The organism is Methanosphaerula subterraneus (assembly GCF_052055875.1).
GTDB classification, from domain to species: Archaea; Halobacteriota; Methanomicrobia; order Methanomicrobiales; family Methanospirillaceae; genus Methanosphaerula; species Methanosphaerula subterraneus.
The window spans coordinates 970,448-987,780 of record NZ_CP170508.1 but is presented as its reverse complement, the minus strand read 5'-3'; the positions used below and the strand labels follow the sequence as shown (position 1 = coordinate 987,780).

Below are 17,333 nucleotides of genomic sequence, written 5' to 3'. Positions count from 1 at the left end.
CGCAGACACTTAGATATCCACATCTGGGGCAGAATTACCCCTTTTTCACCAGGATCTACTCTTCCGGGGCCGCGCTTCCCTTATGTCGATCAGACCCACCAGAATGATGCCCTGGCTGGTTCTGTCAGGACCTGCTCTGCAGGGGCAAGAAGGAAGTAGCAGGAGGACCAGTATGATAAGGAGAAGAGGTACTGTGAGCGATACAATAGAGAAGATATCCAATACTGATACACCGGCCGAACCTGTTACTAATGCATTCGAGGCACTGGGTATCTCAAAGGAGATCCAGAAGGCCATCGTTGATCTCGGGTTCGAAGAGCCGACCCCGATCCAGCAGATGGCGATCCCCCTGATCCACCAGGGATTTGATGTGATCGGCCAGGCCCAGACTGGGACCGGCAAAACAGCGGCTTTTGGAATACCAACGCTTGAGAAGATCGATCCCCAGGACAAACATGTTCAGGCCCTGATTCTCAGTCCAACCCGCGAGTTGACCATCCAGATCGCCGAGGAACTGAGCAAACTGGCACGGTACCGGCGCGGGATCGCGATCCTGCCAATCTATGGCGGTCAGCCAATCGAGCGGCAGTTCGATGCCCTCAGACGGGGCGTTCAGGTCGTGATCGGGACCCCCGGCAGGGTCATGGATCATATGCGCCGCGGGACGCTGGTATTCGATCATGTGAAGACCGTTGTCCTGGATGAGGCGGACGAGATGCTGGACATGGGCTTCCGGGACGATATCGAGATGATCCTCAAGACGACCCCGGCAGACCGACAGACCACGCTCTTCTCGGCCACAATGTCGCAGCCGATCCTGGAGCTGACCAAGCGGTTCCAGAAGAACCCGAAGATGGTCAAGGTCACCCACAAGGAACTGACGGTTGCAGCGGTTGAACAGATCTACTACGAGGTCCGCGAGTCGCTGAAGCTCGAGGCGCTGACCCGGCTGCTCGACATCTACAACCCAAAGTTGACCCTGATCTTCTGCAACACCAAGCGGCGGGTCGACGAACTGGTCGGACAGCTGCAGGTCAGGGGATACGCTGCAGAGGCTCTCCATGGAGACCTGAAGCAGTCGCAGCGCGACCGGGTGATGGGCAGGTTCAGATCAGGTGGAATCGATATCTTGGTCGCGACGGATGTTGCAGCCCGTGGGATCGATGTCGACGATATCGAAGCGGTCTTCAACTATGATGTTCCGCAGGACGAGGAGTATTACGTTCACCGGATCGGCAGGACCGGGCGGGCCGGCAGGACCGGGCGGGCGTTCACCTTCGTTTCAGGCAAGGAGATCTGGAAGATCCGTGACATCCAGCGGTACACCAACACCCGTGTGATCCAGGCGCAGGTGCCGACCCTCTCGGACGTCGAGGAGATCCGGACCACGCTCTTCATCGAGAAGGTGAAGACCATCGTCGATGCAGGCGGGCTTGAGAAGTACGCCTCGATGATCGAGAAACTGATGCGAGACGATTACTCCTCGCTCGACATCGCAGCGGCATTGCTGAAGATGCGGATGGAACGTGACACCAAGGAGGAGAGCGCAGCCGAGCCGGACTTCAAGAACACCGGTGCCGAGGCGGGTATGGTCAGGTTCTTCCTCAATGTCGGCAGGAACCATAATGTCCGGGCAAAGGACATCCTTGGTGCGATCGCCGGCGAGACCGGGATCCCAGGCAAGTCGATCGGGGCAATCAACATCTTTGACAGTTATTCATTCGTCGAGGTGCCGCTCGAGCACGCAAAGACTGTCTACCAGATCATGAATAAGAACCAGATCAAAGGGAATACGATCAACATCGAACCCGCAAACCAGCGGTAATTCCCCTTTTTTTAGTTGTGTTCTGCGAATTGGACCCACTTGTTCGATCCCTGGAACAAAAAAGACAATTATCGGTACCGTGTGTCTAGGAACCGAACCAGCACCAGCCCGACAGCACCGATGCCGATGATCATCGCTGCCTGCAGGTAATACCCCGCGCCGAGCAGAAGCGTGGCCAGCCCGAGACCGACGATCAATCCGACCGGCATACCCAGGACCACATTCCACCGAATATTTCCTGGTTTCGGGTTGTCAGGTATCAGCATCCTGAGTGATGAGTCAAGATGATCTAGTCGTCTGCCACATGCATCACAGTAACTCTTTCCTTCAGAGATCTGTATCCCACAGTTGTTGCAGAACGGCATGATCGACCCTCGTTAATAATAATCTCGTCTCTGGAAAGGATTAACTTTCCGTATCGTTACGATCGAAATGCCCTTTGAAACCAGTACTGGTCCTTTCCATCAGCGCTATAATCCCCGGCGCCATATATTTCCTGAAGATGAGCAAAACCTATGATGTGGTGGTGGTTGGGGCCGGGCCTGCAGGGACTGCAACAGCCGCGTCCTGTGCAGCAGCCGGCCTCTCGACGCTGGTGATTGAGGAGCATGCGACGATCGGATACCCGGTCCAGTGTGCCGGTCTTCTTTCAGAGGCTGCCTTTGCCGAGTGCCAGGTGTCAGAACGGTCTATCCTGAATACGGTTCAGGGCGCTCGGATCACATCGGACCTCGGCGGTTCACTCCTCTTTGATGCAGGGAAGACGAAGGCCTACGTGGTCGACCGGGGTGTGCTCGATCGTGAAATGGCAGCAGCCGCTGCAGATGCTGGGGCTGAATTCATGCTGAAGACGGGGTTCACCGGCATATCCGGAAACTCTGTCATGACCCGGGGGATCAGCGGAGAGCGGTCGATCGGGTATCGGCTCCTGATCGGGGCCGACGGCCCGCGGTCGACGGTGGCGCGATCGCTCGGCCTGCCCCGGGCTCAAACCTATCTCTCCGGGATTCAGGCCGACCTTGCGGTGTCTGAACCGGTCAACCCCAGGTTTGTCGAGATCTACCCGGACGCCTCCCCCGAGTTCTTCGGCTGGCAGATCCCGCTCGCCCCCCGGCGGATCCGGGTCGGGCTCTGCGGGACCAGTGGGGTTAAAGAGAAGTTCGAACGATTTTTAGGACGATTTCCGGGTTCATGCCTGCACCTGGTCACCGGCACGATCCCACTCGGGGTGATTGGAAAGACCTATGGAAGGCAGGCTCTGATCGTCGGGGACGCGGCAGGATTTGCCAAGCCGACCTCGGGCGGCGGAGTCTACACTGGCATCCGCTCCGCCCGCCTGGCAGCAGAGACCGCTATCGCCTGCATCGGAGAGGGGCGGTACGACGACGCAGCCCTGAGCAGGTACGAAAAGGCCTGGCAGGACGATTTTGGAAAAGAACTGGCGGTCGGGTACAAACTGATCACTGCCCGGCAGAAGATGACCAGCCAGGAGATCGATCAGATCCTCCGTGCTATGAACGATCCCTCGATCATCGAATCGATCGTTAACTTCGGGGATATGGACCGCCCCTCGGCCCTGATCAAAAAACTGATGATGAAGCCCGCGCTCTGGGGAGCGATGAGGGTGTTGATCAATTCGGGGATCCGGCAGATCTTCGGTTGATCCCTTCTCCTCTTTCTCTAACAGGCCGCTTCGGGACACAGGCGTCCATGTCCCTTCGAGGTCTCTGGTGCATTCAGATCTACTATCAAGATGCGTTTCGGACTTTTTTGCCCTTCGTTGAATTATAAATAACAACCTTTTTCAATCACTTGGTGATACATTACATCGGATTAGTATTACTAAATGGGGTGAAATCACGCACATTCCTGACGCATTCATACCGATCAATCAGGGCGTAGTCTACTGGATCATCGCTCTGGTCTTCATCGCCCTGGCACTCCGCTGGGCAAAGAACGAATTGACAGAGGAGAAGATCCCGCTGGTCGCCGTGCTGGCCGCCGGCATCTTTGCGATCCAGGCCTTCAACCTCCCGGTCACGATGGGAACGAGCGGACACCTGCTCGGCGGGGCGCTTGCAGCGATCCTGCTCGGCTCCCCGTTCGCCGCAGTCTTCATCCTTTCGATGGTGCTGATCATCCAGGGGGTCATCTTCGGCGACGGCGGGATCACCACAATGGGTGCGAACATCATCAACATGGGTGTGATCGGTGGGTTCGTCGGGTTCTACTCGTTCCGCGGGCTGATGGGGCTCACCAGAAATATGAGCATCTCTGCATTCGCCGCGGCCTGGCTCGCCTGCTTCATTCCTGCACTCGCCTGTGGACTCGAGATGTTCGTTGCAGGCACATTCCCCCTGGTGCCGGGGCTGATCGCGATGGGTACCTACCATGCTGTGATCGGTCTCATCGAGGGCGTCATTACGGTCGTTGGCCTGCAACTCATCATGAATGCCCGTCCAGATATCGTCGAACTATCACAGGGGGTGCCCCTCAATGGATAACCGGACCTTTCTGATCGTGGGGATCATCGCGGCACTGCTGATTGCGGTCGTCGCGGTCTACTTCGCTTCGAGCGACCCCGACGGGCTGGAGAGCACGGCCCTGATCATCCAGGGGGACAAGACTCTGACCGGCGATACTCCGCCGGGTGCCGAGGTGAATGAGGATATGCCCGGGAGGTTCGTCTATGAGGCCCCATTGAAGGACTACTCACTCGGGGACAGCCTCGGGTCATCCGGCGGCGTCATCGCGATGGTTTTAGGCGTGATCATCTCCCTTGCGGTCGTCCTCGGGGCGGCAAAGATACTTGCACGTCCAAATAGATAGAAGACCAATTCTTTTTTGAGTCCTACCATGCACCTGATCGAAACCAGAAACCTCTCGTACCAGTACACATCCAATCGGAAGGCACTCGACGGTGTAAACTTTTACGCCCCCCGAAACGCAAGGATTGCCGTGATCGGTTCGAACGGCGCCGGCAAGTCCACTCTCTTCCGGCACTTCAACGGGATCCTGACCCCGAGCAGCGGACAGGTGCTGGTCAGGGGCGAACAGATCACGAAGAAGAATCTGAAGGAGATCAGAAAGTTCGTCGGGCTGGTCTTCCAGCACTCGGACGATCAGATCTTCTCCCCGACCGTCGCGCAGGACATCGCGTTCGGGCCGACTAATATCGGCCTCGATGCAGAGACCGTGGAACATCGGGTCAGTTCTGCCCTCAAGATGCTCGGGATCGAGCACCTCCATGACCGGGTCCCCCACCATCTCTCAGGCGGGGAGAAGAAACGGGTCGCCATCGCCGGCGTGATCGCGATGGAACCCGAGGTGCTGGTGATGGACGAACCGACGGCCGGCCTTGACCCTGAGGGAAGGGACGACCTGATCCGGTTCATGAACGATCTCGTCAAGACCTACGGGATGACGGTGATCTTCTCGACGCATGAACTCGATCTGATCCCCTCGATGGCAGACTACATCTATGTGATGGATAAGGGCAGGATCTGCGCCCAGGGGACCGTCGAGGAGATCTTTCTGCAGGAGGACCTGCTCCGCAGTGTCCATCTGACGATCCCGGTGCTCCCGAAGTTGATCAGGGCCCTGCAGAACCAGGGGATTGAGGTCTCGATGGCCTACACCTATGAGGAGGCTGAGGCGGCCTTTCTGGAAGCCTTCAGCGGACGAGCATGATTGAAGAACTCTTTGCCATCGAGAAGGAGGCCTACCGGGACAGTCCGCTTCACCGGCTCGATGCCCGCGTGAAACTGATCGTCGCGTTCGCGGCCATCATCGCCCTGGTCTCATACCCGATCTCCACCCCGGTGTACCTGCTCGGGGCCGTCTTCGCTCTCTTCTACCTGGTACTCTGGGTGATTTCAGGCCTCTCTCCGTGGGTATACCTGACCCGGTTACTGGTGATCCTGCCTTTCGGCCTCTCGATCATGGTGCTCCAGGTCTTCTTCCCGAACCGGTTCTTCCCTGGCACCGACGCACTCCTCTCCTTCCCGCTCGGGATCACAATCTACGCAGGGTCAGCGCAGTTCGCCATGATCCTCTTCGTGAAGTTTCTGCTCTCCATCTCGTTCATCATCCTGCTCTCGTCGACAACCAGGGTGCAGGACATGCTGGTCGGTGCCCGACGGCTCGGCTTCCCCTCAGAGTTCACGCTGATCATGGGGATGATGATCCGGTACCTCTTCGTCTTCGGGCAGATGTTCTTCCGGATCCGGAATGCGCTTGAGACCCGGTGTTTCAATGCGTTCGATCGATCGCTGCCGTATATATACCGGCTGCGGCAGATGGGCTACACGATAGGGACGATGTTTATCCGCTCGTACGAGCAGGGGGAGCGAACCTATGTAGCGATGCTCTGCCGGGGGTACGGCAAGGATGCGTTCCTCTTCGTCCCGCCAAAGTCCCTCCTGGCCGGCGAGTGGGTGGCGCTGCTGGTCGGGCTCATGGTCGTGATCATTGCGCCGATCGCGGTATACCTGTTCCATTGAGGAGATGGGATCACCGGCGTGGAGAAGAATCCCCTTGGGATTCTTCAAATGTCCAGCTCGCCTGTAAAATGGAATCGGAAGACCCACAAAATCCAAAAATAATTCAATCTCCGACTCCATTGAGTCTACGATTGGTCAAGGATGTTGCGTTCAAACCAATAAAACCAAAGCCTTTTTCTAGAGTGGTACTGCATCTGCATCTATGCCGAGTAAGTTTGGACATGGTTTTGTCGTGAACCTGGTGCTGATCGGAAGACACCTGGGCCTCCCCCCCGAAAAAGCCTTTCTGGGCCTCGCAGATCACCTTGATCAGATGGTTCTACCGGAGCAGTTCAAGGGAACCGAAGTTGAGAAACTCTATGATCAGATGCGGAGGCGGATCCTCTGGCACCAGGCTGGAACGACCGATAAGGAGGAATTGCCTGAGGTGAAACGGCTCTTCGATCGGTTGGTCGTGGCAGTCGATCAGGGTCTCGATATCCCTGATGCCGACATTGGATCGTTCGCCTGATCCCGGACGGACAATCGGTGCGCAGATTGCTTCATTCCATCAAAAAAATCTCGTTTTTTTCGAGCACTGGCCCGGATAGCGAAGTATAAGTGCTTATAAAAACAATATATAGACGAACAGAATAGTCCATATCTGGACGTTTCTTTTACTGAGGTCTTCCATGACAGAATCCTACGATGCATCTCATATTACTGTACTGGAAGGGTTGCAGCCAGTCCGCGAGCGCCCTGCAATGTACATCGGCAGCACCGATACCCGGGGGCTTCACCATCTGGTCTATGAAGTGGTCGACAATGCGGTCGATGAGGCGCTTGCAGGTTTCTGCGACCTGATCAGCATCACAATAAACCGGGATGGTTCCTGTACGGTGGACGACAACGGCAGGGGGATTCCCGTCGATAAGATGCAAAAGAACGGGAAGAGCGCCCTTGAGACGGTTCTGACGATCCTCCATGCAGGCGGCAAGTTCGATAAGAACACCTACCAGGTCTCTGGAGGACTGCACGGCGTCGGTGTCTCGGTCGTGAACGCCCTCTCGGTCACCCTCGTCGCTGATGTCTTCCGCGACGGAAACCGATACCGGATGGAGTTCGCACAGGGAAAGGTGGTCTCCCCGCTCAGTGTCCATAAAGAGTCCCTCTCTGAACTGCTCGAGCGGTACCGACGGCGGTACCTGAGTGATCCCCCGAGGGAAGTGGGGACCCGGGAAGCGCTCTTTGCGGACGAAGGGGCGAAATTGAGCGGAACAAACATCACCTTCCAGCCGGACGGTTCGATCTTTGAGACGGTCACCTTCGACTATGACATCCTGGCCCACCGCCTCCGGGAGATGGCATTCCTGAACCGTGGAATCACCATCAGGATCGCCGACCTCCGGTCCGGTGACAAGGACGAGTTCCACTATGACGGCGGCCTCCGCGAGTTTGTCCAGTACCTGATAGACGCCCGGGAGGTGCTTCATCCCGATGTGATCGACCTCTCAAGAAAAGACGAGGAGAACAAGCTCGAGGTCGAGGTGGCCCTCCAGTATACCCGGAGTTACACCGAAACGGTCTACACGTTCGTAAACAGCGTTAACACTCGTGAAGGCGGAACCCACCTGGAAGGGTTCCGGAGTGCGATCACGCGGGCTATCAACAACTCGGCTCGGAAGGGCAACCTGATCAAGAACAACGCCCTGACCCTCCGGGGCGAGGATGTCCGCGAAGGGCTGACTGCGGTGATCAGTATCAAGCTCGCAAACCCGCAGTTCGAAGGGCAGACCAAGATGCGGCTCGGCAACTCCAATGTGAAGGGGATCGTCGACTCGCTGGTCTACCAGTCGCTCTCCGAGTACTTCGAGGAGAACCCGAAATCTCTTGCAGCGATCGTCGAGAAGGCGACCGTGGCTGCCCAGGCCCGCGAGGCAGCACGGAACGCCCGTGAACTGGCCAGAAGGAAGAGCACCCTCGAGTCCTCGGGGCTGCCCGGAAAACTGGCAGACTGTTCAGAGCGCGATCCTGCCAAGAGCGAGGTCTACATCGTCGAAGGAGACTCTGCAGGCGGCTCCGCCAAGCAGGGCCGGAACCGGCGGTTCCAAGCCATCCTCCCCCTGAGGGGGAAGATCCTGAACGTCGAGAAGGCCACCCAGCATAAGATGATCAAGAGCGTGGAGATTCAGGTGCTGATCTCGGCGATCGGGGCCGGCATCGGGGACAGGATGGACCCTGACCGGGCCCGATACCATCACATCGTGCTGATGACCGATGCCGATGTGGACGGGGCCCATATCCAGACCCTGCTGCTGACCTTCTTCTACCGGTACATGCCCGAACTGATCGAACGCGGGTACGTGTACATCGCCCAGCCCCCGCTCTTCCGGATTGCAAAGGGGAAACAGGTGCGGTATGTCTACCGCGAAGAGGAGATGCAGCAGATCTCTGCAGAGTTCGGGGACAAGGGTGTGACCGTCCAGCGGTACAAGGGGCTTGGTGAGATGAACGCAGATCAACTCTGGGAGACGACGATGAATCCTGATACCAGGGTCTTAAAACAGATCCGGATCGAGGATGCCAGCTATGCCAACGAGATCTTTGAGAAACTGATGGGAGAGGATGTGAACGCCCGCAAAAACTTCATTCTGCGGCATGCCCGGGAGGTGAACAACCTTGACATCTGAACCGGTCGTCGAGAAGATCATCCCCAAAGTGATCCAGGTGAACATCGAGGACGAGATGAAGTCCTCGTACATCGACTACGCGATGAGCGTGATCATCGGTCGTGCAATCCCCGATGTCCGGGACGGGCTCAAGCCGGTCCACCGCCGGACGCTCTATGCGATGTGGGAGGAGGGGAACACCTCCGACAAGGCGTACAAGAAGAGCGCCCGGGCCGTCGCGGCCACGATGGGTAAGTACCATCCGCACGGGGACGCCTCGATCTACGATACGCTGGTGAAGATGGCCCAGTCGTTCAGCTACAGAAACCCGCTCGTCGATGGCCAGGGGAACTTCGGTTCGATCGACGGGGACTCTGCTGCTGCGATGCGATACACCGAGGCCAGGCTGACCCGGTACGCCGAGGAACTGCTGACCGACCTCGACAAGAAGACTGTCGACTTTATCCCGAACTTCGACTCCTCCACCGAGGAGCCGACGGTCCTTCCTTCCAAGGTCCCGAACCTGCTCGTCAACGGGTCGAGCGGGATTGCGGTCGGGATGGCGACGAACATGCCGCCGCACAACCTCCGCGAGGTCTGCGCTGCGGTCGAGATGACGATCAAAAACCCTGACTGCACGGTTGAGGACCTGATGCAGGTGATGCCTGGTCCGGACTTCCCGACAGGGGGATTGATCACCGGCACCGACGGGATCGTCAGCGCTTATCATACCGGGTATGGGAAACTGACCGTCCGTGGTGTCGCCGAGATCGAGGACGTCGAGACCAAAAACCCCAAGATCGTCATCTCTGAGATCCCGTACCAGGTGAACAAGGCCAGGATGGTCGAACTGATCGCGACCCTGGTCAAGGAGAAGAAGATCGAGGGGATCTCCGATCTCCGGGACGAGTCGGACAGGGACGGGCTTCGGGTGGTGGTCGACCTCAAGAAGGGTGTGATCCCGACGGTGATCCTGAACCAGCTGTACAAGCACACGCCGCTCGAGTCCACGTTCGGGATCATCAACCTGGCGATCTCGGACAACATGCCCAAAGTCCTCGGTCTGAAGGCGATGATCGCCGAGTTCCTGCACCACCGTGCGATCGTGGTACGTCGACGGTGTGAATTCGACCTGAAGAAGGCCAGTGACCGGCTGCATATTCTGCTCGGACTGCTGATCGCCCTCGACCGGATCGACGAGGTGATCGCAACGATCCGCGAATCGGCCTCATCAGAAGTGGCCCAGAAGGCTCTGATCAGCACGTACGGTCTCTCGGAGTCGCAGTCCAGCGCGATCCTGCAGATGCAGCTCCGCCGGCTCGCGGCCCTTGAGCAGACCAAGATCCGTGATGAACGGGATTCGCTCGCCCATGTGATCGCCGAATTGGAACGGATCCTCTCGAGCGAGACGAACATCTACGAAGAGATCAGAAAGGAGATCGTGGATGTCGGGGAGCGCTACGGCGACGACCGCCGGACAGAGATCACCTGCAGCCAGACGATCCTCGAACGGGAGGACCTGATCGAGGACAAGCCGGTGCTGATCTCCATCACCACCCAGAACTATATCAAGCGGCTTCCGCTCGAGACCTACCGGATGCAGCGGCGGGGTGGACGGGGAGTCATCGGGATGGCAACCAAGGAGGAGGACTCGGTCGAGGACATCTTCGTCGCCTCGATGCATGACTACCTGCTCTGCTTCACCACCGACGGCCGGGTCTACTGGCTGAAGGTCTACAACATCCCCGAGGCCTCAAGGACCAGCAAAGGAAAGGCGATCGTGAACCTGCTCGAACTGCAGAATGAACTGATCACGGCCGTGATCCCTATCCGGACGTTCAGGCATGATCGGTACCTGCTCTTCTCCACCGAACAGGGGCAGGTCGTGAAGGTTCCGCAGGACCAGTTCTCGCGGCCGAGGAGCACCGGGATCAATGCGATCTCACTCCGCGAGAACGATTCGCTCGTGGATGTCAAGCTGACCGACGGCACCAAGGAACTGATCCTCTCGACACGGAAGGGTCAGTCCCTCCGGTTCCATGAACAGACCGTCAGGACGGTGGGCAGAAACGCGAGCGGGGTCCGTGGGATCAAGCTGAAGTACGGCGATCTGGTACAGGCCGCGACCGTCGTGGAGAAGGATCACCTGCTGACGATCACCGAGCTCGGGTATGGGAAACGGACCGAGTTCGACGAGTTCCGCGGTCATGGCCGGGGCACGATGGGGGTGCGGAACATCCTGACCGCCCCACAGAACGGGGTCGTCGCGACCAAGGCGGTCAGCCTTGACGATGAGATCGTTGTGATGAGCGCCCTTGGGAACGTGATTCGGATGAAGGTCTCTGACATCTCGGTTCAGAAGCGGTCGGCTCGCGGTGTGCGGATAATCAGGCTGGGCGATGATGACCGGGTGGTCGGGTTGGCGGTGCTGCAGCAGGAGATTCTCTCTGCCTCGTTCGAGGACGAGGCAGGAGAGCCGGCAGCCCCTGATTCGGATGCCGGGGAGCAGACTCCCTTAGACCTCTGAATCAACCTTTTTTACATAATATCAGAACGCCGGCTGGCGGCGTTGTTTTATATCCCGGTGTCCCCCACTGGCCGCTATGTATCAGCGAACAATCCAGATGATAACTCATGGCGAAGGGACGGTGATCGACCTTTCTGGCGAGGTCACCGCTGTCGTCAGGGAGAGCGGTGTCTCACAGGGGCTGGTCTCGCTCTTTGCTGTCGGCTCGACGGTGGCCCTGACAACGATAGAATACGAGCCGGGGGTGCTCGCAGATCTGATGGATGCACTGGCACGAATTGCACCGGCGGAGATGCTGTATGCCCATGACCGTGCCTGGGGTGATGGAAATGGCCGTTCTCATCTGAAGGCCGCACTCGTCGGCCCGTCTCTGACGATCCCGGTGAGCGGAGGGAGAGTGGCGACCGGACACTGGCAGCAGATCGTGCTGCTGGAGCTGGATGTCCGGCAGAGCAGGGAACGGAGCGTGGTCGTTTCCGTCTTCTAGACGGGCCGACCGAACCAGGTGCCTCCGACATACAGATCGCTCCTCTTGATGTAGGGGGTCAGCAGGTGGAGGAGGATCGGTGCGATCAGCAGGGAGACCAGGACGTTTCCGGCGAACCAGTTGATGGCTATGGACGGGGCTGCAGCTCCGGTGATGAGATCGCTCAGGTACAGCGCCCCGGTTCCCCAGAGGGCGCCTGCGGCATTGTTCAGCAGCACCCCAAAGATCAGAAAGACGAGTGCATCCCGCCTGGTCTGAAGTGAGATATCTGCATGCAGCAGTCGGAACGCTGCAAGTGGAATCAGAACCTCCAGCAGGTCGGCGATCGACCAGTACAGGTCGACCCCGGGAGGTACCCCGCCCAGCAGCCCTGCACCGATGAAGCAGCCCCAGTAGGCTGCGAAGACTCCTCCGGCCCCGAACCAGAGGGTGAAGGCGATCATGAAAGCGACGCTCAGGTACAGGGACGAGACCCCGGTCGAGGCAGGGGAGATGAAGACCATGAACTTCGCAATCAGGGCGTCGACCAGCGTGAGCAGGAGAACAAAGGCGACGGTTACCGGGAGGGGCAGCGATGTGCGGGGCATGTGCTGATCAACAATGGGGCAGTACTGGGTAATATCTCTGCTGCTGGGTCCCGCCCTCCTGAGGTTATAAATGTGGTGCCGTGATATCTATCTTCAGGACAGCGTTGAGGATTGGGGGGAATGATCTGGCACTGAACTGGACAGGGTTGAAAGCATGGATCTTTCGACCGGTACCCCATGCTGCGGTGATCGCGGTCGGGGCTTTACTGGTGCTGATCCCGTACTGGTGGCTCGCAATCCGATGGTTCACAAATTTCAACCTCCCGTCAGATACCACCTTTGCCTTCTCCTCGGTTACGCTGATGCTGGTGCTGATCACAGCGGATGCGCTCTTCCTCTTCGTCTACTTTCATGACGCCGGCAGGCTTGCGATAGCAGAGAGGACCAGGAAACTTGTCCAGCACGAGATCCTGCTCCGGCGCGAGCTGAACCTGAACCGTGCGCTGGCAGACCTCGCCGGGGCACTGATCACCCCCGGCCGCACCATTGATGAGATCGCAATGCTGGTCCTCTCCTCTGCTGAAGAGGTGACCGGGAGCCAGTATGGTTTTGTTTCGGTCGTCGACGAAAAGACCGGATTGATGACCAGCCCGACGCTGAAAGTGATGGTAGCGGAGGACGGTTCTCCGTTCTGCCGGTCTGGTCACACGATCACATTCTCACGTAATCCAGACGGGACCTATGACGGTCTCCGGGGTCACTGCCTCAATACCGGTGAACCGTTCTTCACCAACACCCCGGCCCTTCATCCCTCATCTCGCGGTCTGCCAGAGGGACATTTTCCGATCACCTCATTTCTGGCAGCACCGGTACTGGTCGAATCGGAGGTCGTCGGGCAGATCGCGCTGGCGAACACTCCGGAGGGGTACACCGACTGGGAACTGACCGCGGTCACCCGTCTCACGGAGCTGTACACGCTGGCGATCCAGCGTGAACGGGTCGGGTTATCGCTCAGGTCCAAGCGGAAGCAACTCTCATTGATCATCGACGGCGTCCCCGCCATGATCGGGTACGTGGATGCAGACGAGCGATACCTGTATGTGAATCAGGCGTATGCTGACTGGTACGGGCTCCCGCGTGATTCGTTCATCGGCAGAGGGACCGGAGAGGTTCTGGACGGTGAGACCTACCAGCGTTCTTCGTCCTGTTATAGCAGGGTGCTGGCCGGGGAATCGGTGATGATGGAGTATGATACCACGGGCCGGGACGATCGTCAGAATTACCTGCATGTCGATTTTGTTCCCCATCGGGACGAGGACGGGCGGGTGATCGCCTTCTTCATGCTGATCCAGGACATCACCGATCAGAAGCAGGCCGAGATGGGGCTCCGACAGGCGAACCGGAAACTGAATCTGCTCTCCCAGATCACCCGCCACGATATCCAGAACCAGTTGACATCCCTGCTCGGGTATATTGACCTGTCCGAGGAGATGACTGCGGATAGTAATCTACAGATGATCTTTCGGCGGGAGAACGATCTGGTCGCCCAGATCAGATCGGAGATCACCTTCACCAAGGATTATGAAGAGATCGGGGTCCATTCGCCAGAATGGCAGAAGGTCAGGGTGCTGATCGAGAACGCAGAACCGCGGATCCCCACCGGGGCTGTGAAGATCCTCTCCACGCTCGATGATCTGGAGATCTACGCAGATCCGCTGCTGATGAGGGTTTTTTACAATCTTATCGAGAATGCGCTCCGCCACGGCCACGGGGTCACTGAGATCCGTTTCTCCGTCCATCCGGGGGACGCCGGCATGCTGGTGCTCGTCTGTGAAGATGATGGCGACGGAGTTCCGGCTGATCAGAAGGAGCGGATCTTCAGCAAGGGGGTCGGCGCCAACACCGGGCTCGGCCTCTTCCTGACCCGCGAGATCCTCGCGATCACCGGGATCACGATCGTTGAAACCGGGATGCCCGGGAGGGGTGCACGGTTCGAGATGACAGTGCCGAAGAGTGCATACCGAAACCTCGGTCCTTTCTGACCCTGCGGGCCGGCCTGATGGGATGAGATCGAGACCGTGTCCCTTTTTTGATCCCTTTACTGTCCCTAGAGGATCAGTGAACCGGGTGAATACCCTTCATCCGTAATCGGCATATTCGCCACCGCATGTGGTCTTTCTCACTGTGAAGATCGTCCATCTCCCAGGACGATCCCGGGAAAAATCAGCCCTATCCGGCTAGATCATAGCATTATGCACTACAGGATACCCGGTAAAATGGTGCTGTGATGGCATAGACCATCCATCATAGAAAAAAGGAGGGAAAGGATTATGTGTCTCCAGCCGGGGCCTCTGGATGGGAGGGCGGGGTCTGGTCCTTGCCACCGAGCAGCGCCAGCACAGCCGGCATCACCACGATTGCACCCATCACGGAGAATGCGACCGAGAGAACCGTGACCACCCCAAAGTTAGTGATGATGTTGAAAGTCGAGAAGATCAGCGCAGAGAACCCGAAGACGGTGCAGAGCCCAGAGACGGTGATTGCCGTCCCGATCTGCTTCATCGAGTGGGTGATCGCTTCCATCTTCCCGAGCCCCCAGGTCCGCTCCTCGTAGTAGCGCTCCATCATCAGGATCGTATACTCCGAGGCGACCCCGATCGACATCGACCCGAGCACCGCGGTCAGAGGTGAGTAGTCGATCCCCAGCACATACATGATCAGCCCGTTCCAGCCGACGATGAGTATGATCGGGATCAGCGGCGTGATCGCCTTGGCGAACTTGCGGTACACCAGCAGCAGGAATCCGAAGATCAGGCCGAATCCAATCAGTGTCATCGTCATCTTCCCGTCCTTGATATCATTGATCAGGGCGACGAACATCTCGCTCTGGCCGGTCAGCGAGGCGACGACACCAGGCGGAGCGGCCTTCCAGTTCAGATCCTGGTTCATCTGATTGACCAGTGACTCGGCCTGCTGGGTCGTCACCTTCACGGTTGTAAAGGAGATGACCGCCTCGGTCTTGCCGCTGATGTACTGGTTCCGGGTCGCCTCCGGTATCCTGGCCAGGGCGGTGTCAAGTTCCTGCTGGGTGGTCGGCAGCTGCCCGCCGTTGTACTGGACGATGTAGGTCGCGATCGATGTTGAGCCGGTCACCTTATCGTTATGGGACGCTTCATAGTTCTGGAAGTCATACATCCATTTGATAGCATCCGGGCTGATCACCTTGTCCCCCTGCACCAGGATCGGGACCGAGGAGGTCGACCCCATCGTCCGTGAGACCTTGGATAGGTCGACCTTGGCCGGCATGTCGGCAGGTACGAACGAGTTCTCATCGGTGTTGATCTTAATCTCACCGTCCATCTCGAACCCGACAAGTGCGATCAGCCCGCAGATCAGCAGGACCGGTACCGGGCTATGAGCGACCTTCTTCACCAGGCCCACCAGCATGTTGTCATACCTGTCGACCAGGCCCATCTTTTTCGGTTTTGACCCGGTGCCCTTCGCTTCATGAGCTTTCTCCTTCGGTTTATACCCGATCAGCAGCCCGAAGGTCGGTACCGCGATCAGTGCCACCAGGTAGCAGCAGATCACCCCGATCACACAGATCAGTCCGAAACCCTGGATCATCGGCAGGGGTGAGATGAACATGGCGATGAATCCCAGCGAGGTGGCGAGCATCGCGTACATAATCGACGGGCCTGAGCGGGTAATCGTCATTTTAACGGCTTCCGGGAGGGTGCCCCGCCGCGTCTCCTCATCAAACCTGGAGTGGAACTGAATCGCGTAGTCAATCCCGAGCCCTATCAGCACCGGAAACGCAGCGATCGCGGCCATGCTCAGGGCTATCCCTGATAACCCGACAACCCCGAATGTCAGGATCAGCCCGGAGAAGACGATCCCCACAGAGAGGAACCGATATCTGACGTGCCCGAAGAGCAGTCCGACTGCAAGGATCATCAGCAGCATCGCGACTCCAATCAGTACCCCCATCGATGTCCCCATCTCGACCCCCATCTCCTTCTGGAATGCCGGGGAGCCGGTGACGGTCACCGTGGTGCCGGCCGGCCTGTCGGAGAGGCTGATCCGTTCGTTCAGGTTGTCGATCACACTGTTCTGGCTGGTCTGCGAGAGGCCTGGCTCCAGGCTCACGAGCGAGATCGTCATTGCCTTGGACGGGACATACTTTGAGAGAACCGCCGCCGGTACTGCTGCTTCGGCTGCCTGTATCTCCGCATTCGATGTCGGAACACGGCCGCCGTTCACCTGCTTGACCATATCGACAATGCTGGTCACACTGGCGACGTTTCGCTCTCCACGTATCTCGCTCTGGAGGGAATCGATGTACTGGATTACGTCCGGACTGAGCACATCGTCAGACTCGATCAGCAGCATGACGCTGTCAGATGAGAACGTACTGGTATACTCGTTGAGAAGGACGCCCCGCTGGGAGTCCGGGTCAAGGTAGGTATCACTCCCGGTCGCCATCGCGATCATCGTCGCCCCGAACAGGGCAACAATGAGCACCACTGCCGTGACCGCAAGCACGGTCTTTGGCCGGGCCACGATGACGTTGGCGAGCATCTCAAATGGTGATTTCACTGGTTAACTCTCCTTATATATTCAGGTGCTCTGTCATTAGATAAACCATTTGTTGCGTTTAAGACGACACTCTTGTGGTGAGATCTCTCTGTCTCTATCCCGGCATTAATGGATCCTGCCGGCCAACAGCAGGATTTTGAAGGTTCTGGTGCGAACTCTGACGATCCGCCGGAATTGAAAGAACAATGTTTATATCGTTCCATTTCCAGGATCTCAGG

General features: G+C 58.0%; 14 protein-coding genes and 1 pseudogene. 11 read left to right on the top strand and 4 right to left on the bottom strand.

The genetic code is table 11. The features are described from left to right. Positions 1-172: 172 nt before the first annotated feature. Positions 173-1,825 carry a DEAD/DEAH box helicase gene (locus tag ACFKSJ_RS04615; RefSeq protein WP_440951082.1) on the top strand — a complete coding sequence of 551 codons (1,653 nt, stop codon included), beginning with the start codon at positions 173-175 and terminating at the stop codon, positions 1,823-1,825. A gap of 68 nt (positions 1,826-1,893) precedes the next feature. Here ACFKSJ_RS04615 and ACFKSJ_RS04610 read toward each other — a convergent pair whose 3' ends face one another. Together ACFKSJ_RS04610 and ACFKSJ_RS04605 are read right to left on the bottom strand one after the other, a co-directional pair. Continuing rightward, positions 1,894-2,034, bottom strand: a complete 141-nt coding sequence (locus tag ACFKSJ_RS04610; protein WP_440951441.1) for a hypothetical protein — start codon at positions 2,032-2,034, stop codon at positions 1,894-1,896. 87 nt (positions 2,035-2,121) lie between these two features. Then, a pseudogene (locus ACFKSJ_RS04605) lies at positions 2,122-2,190 on the bottom strand (zinc-ribbon domain-containing protein); the annotation flags it as partial. 137 nt (positions 2,191-2,327) lie between these two features. Between ACFKSJ_RS04605 and ACFKSJ_RS04600 the strand changes: the two are divergent. The 9 genes from ACFKSJ_RS04600 (at position 2,328) to ACFKSJ_RS04560 (ending at position 11,989) form a co-directional block, all read left to right on the top strand. Then, positions 2,328-3,488: an NAD(P)/FAD-dependent oxidoreductase gene (locus tag ACFKSJ_RS04600; RefSeq protein ID WP_440951081.1), complete on the top strand. Its 1,161-nt coding sequence runs from the start codon at positions 2,328-2,330 to the stop codon at positions 3,486-3,488. 193 nt (positions 3,489-3,681) lie between these two features. Continuing rightward, entirely contained in the window at positions 3,682-4,329 is a 648-nt protein-coding gene (gene cbiM, locus ACFKSJ_RS04595) for a cobalt transporter CbiM (protein ID WP_440951404.1), read from the top strand. Continuing rightward, complete coding sequence (locus ACFKSJ_RS04590) at positions 4,322-4,654, top strand: PDGLE domain-containing protein (RefSeq protein ID WP_440951080.1); 333 nt, start codon at positions 4,322-4,324, stop codon at positions 4,652-4,654. Before cbiM ends, ACFKSJ_RS04590 begins: the two co-directional genes overlap by 8 nt. A gap of 27 nt (positions 4,655-4,681) precedes the next feature. Continuing rightward, on the top strand, positions 4,682-5,515 hold the full coding sequence (locus tag ACFKSJ_RS04585; protein WP_440951079.1) for an ATP-binding cassette domain-containing protein: 834 nt from the start codon (positions 4,682-4,684) through the stop codon (positions 5,513-5,515). Then, a complete protein-coding gene (cbiQ, locus tag ACFKSJ_RS04580) occupies positions 5,512-6,327 on the top strand; it encodes a cobalt ECF transporter T component CbiQ (protein WP_440951078.1) in 816 nt (271 codons plus the stop codon). Before ACFKSJ_RS04585 ends, cbiQ begins: the two co-directional genes overlap by 4 nt. 202 nt (positions 6,328-6,529) lie before the next feature. Further along, positions 6,530-6,838 (top strand): hypothetical protein, encoded by a 309-nt coding sequence (locus ACFKSJ_RS04575; protein WP_440951077.1) that lies wholly within the window; start codon positions 6,530-6,532, stop codon positions 6,836-6,838. 160 nt (positions 6,839-6,998) lie between these two features. After that, on the top strand, positions 6,999-8,996 hold the full coding sequence (locus tag ACFKSJ_RS04570; protein ID WP_440951076.1) for a DNA topoisomerase subunit B: 1,998 nt from the start codon (positions 6,999-7,001) through the stop codon (positions 8,994-8,996). Further along, positions 8,986-11,502 carry a DNA gyrase subunit A gene (gyrA, locus tag ACFKSJ_RS04565; RefSeq protein WP_440951075.1) on the top strand — a complete coding sequence of 839 codons (2,517 nt, stop codon included), beginning with the start codon at positions 8,986-8,988 and terminating at the stop codon, positions 11,500-11,502. The genes ACFKSJ_RS04570 and gyrA overlap by 11 nt, the downstream gene beginning before the upstream one ends. Before the next feature lie 76 nt (positions 11,503-11,578). Beyond that, positions 11,579-11,989, top strand: coding sequence for a secondary thiamine-phosphate synthase enzyme YjbQ (locus tag ACFKSJ_RS04560; protein ID WP_440951074.1), 411 nt, complete (start codon positions 11,579-11,581; stop codon positions 11,987-11,989). Here ACFKSJ_RS04560 and ACFKSJ_RS04555 read toward each other — a convergent pair. Then, entirely contained in the window at positions 11,986-12,576 is a 591-nt protein-coding gene (locus ACFKSJ_RS04555) for a hypothetical protein (RefSeq protein ID WP_440951073.1), read from the bottom strand. The two genes, ACFKSJ_RS04560 and ACFKSJ_RS04555, sit on opposite strands and share 4 nt — an antisense overlap. Before the next feature lie 104 nt (positions 12,577-12,680). On the opposite strand from ACFKSJ_RS04555, the gene ACFKSJ_RS04550 reads away from it, so the two are divergent. Continuing rightward, entirely contained in the window at positions 12,681-14,558 is a 1,878-nt protein-coding gene (locus ACFKSJ_RS04550) for a PAS domain-containing protein (protein WP_440951072.1), read from the top strand. 286 nt (positions 14,559-14,844) lie between these two features. On the opposite strand, the gene ACFKSJ_RS04545 is transcribed toward ACFKSJ_RS04550, so the two are convergent. Then, the gene (locus ACFKSJ_RS04545) at positions 14,845-17,115 is read right to left on the bottom strand and encodes an efflux RND transporter permease subunit (RefSeq protein WP_440951071.1); all 2,271 of its coding nucleotides are present in this window, start codon (positions 17,113-17,115) and stop codon (positions 14,845-14,847) included. Between the last annotated feature and the right edge of the window lie 218 nt (positions 17,116-17,333).

Bases quoted from the DNA above. Each gene is read 5' to 3' on its own strand.
- ACFKSJ_RS04615 (WP_440951082.1), top strand. From the start codon at position 173: ATGATAAGGAGAAGAGGTACTGTGAGCGATACAATAGAGAAGATATCC.
- ACFKSJ_RS04610 (WP_440951441.1), bottom strand. From the start codon at position 2,034: ATGCCGGTCGGATTGATCGTCGGTCTCGGGCTGGCCACGCTTCTGCTC.
- ACFKSJ_RS04600 (WP_440951081.1), top strand. From the start codon at position 2,328: ATGAGCAAAACCTATGATGTGGTGGTGGTTGGGGCCGGGCCTGCAGGG.
- ACFKSJ_RS04590 (WP_440951080.1), top strand. From the start codon at position 4,322: ATGGATAACCGGACCTTTCTGATCGTGGGGATCATCGCGGCACTGCTG.
- ACFKSJ_RS04585 (WP_440951079.1), top strand. From the start codon at position 4,682: ATGCACCTGATCGAAACCAGAAACCTCTCGTACCAGTACACATCCAAT.
- cbiQ (WP_440951078.1), top strand. From the start codon at position 5,512: ATGATTGAAGAACTCTTTGCCATCGAGAAGGAGGCCTACCGGGACAGT.
- ACFKSJ_RS04575 (WP_440951077.1), top strand. From the start codon at position 6,530: ATGCCGAGTAAGTTTGGACATGGTTTTGTCGTGAACCTGGTGCTGATC.
- ACFKSJ_RS04570 (WP_440951076.1), top strand. From the start codon at position 6,999: ATGACAGAATCCTACGATGCATCTCATATTACTGTACTGGAAGGGTTG.
- ACFKSJ_RS04560 (WP_440951074.1), top strand. From the start codon at position 11,579: ATGTATCAGCGAACAATCCAGATGATAACTCATGGCGAAGGGACGGTG.
- ACFKSJ_RS04555 (WP_440951073.1), bottom strand. From the start codon at position 12,576: ATGCCCCGCACATCGCTGCCCCTCCCGGTAACCGTCGCCTTTGTTCTC.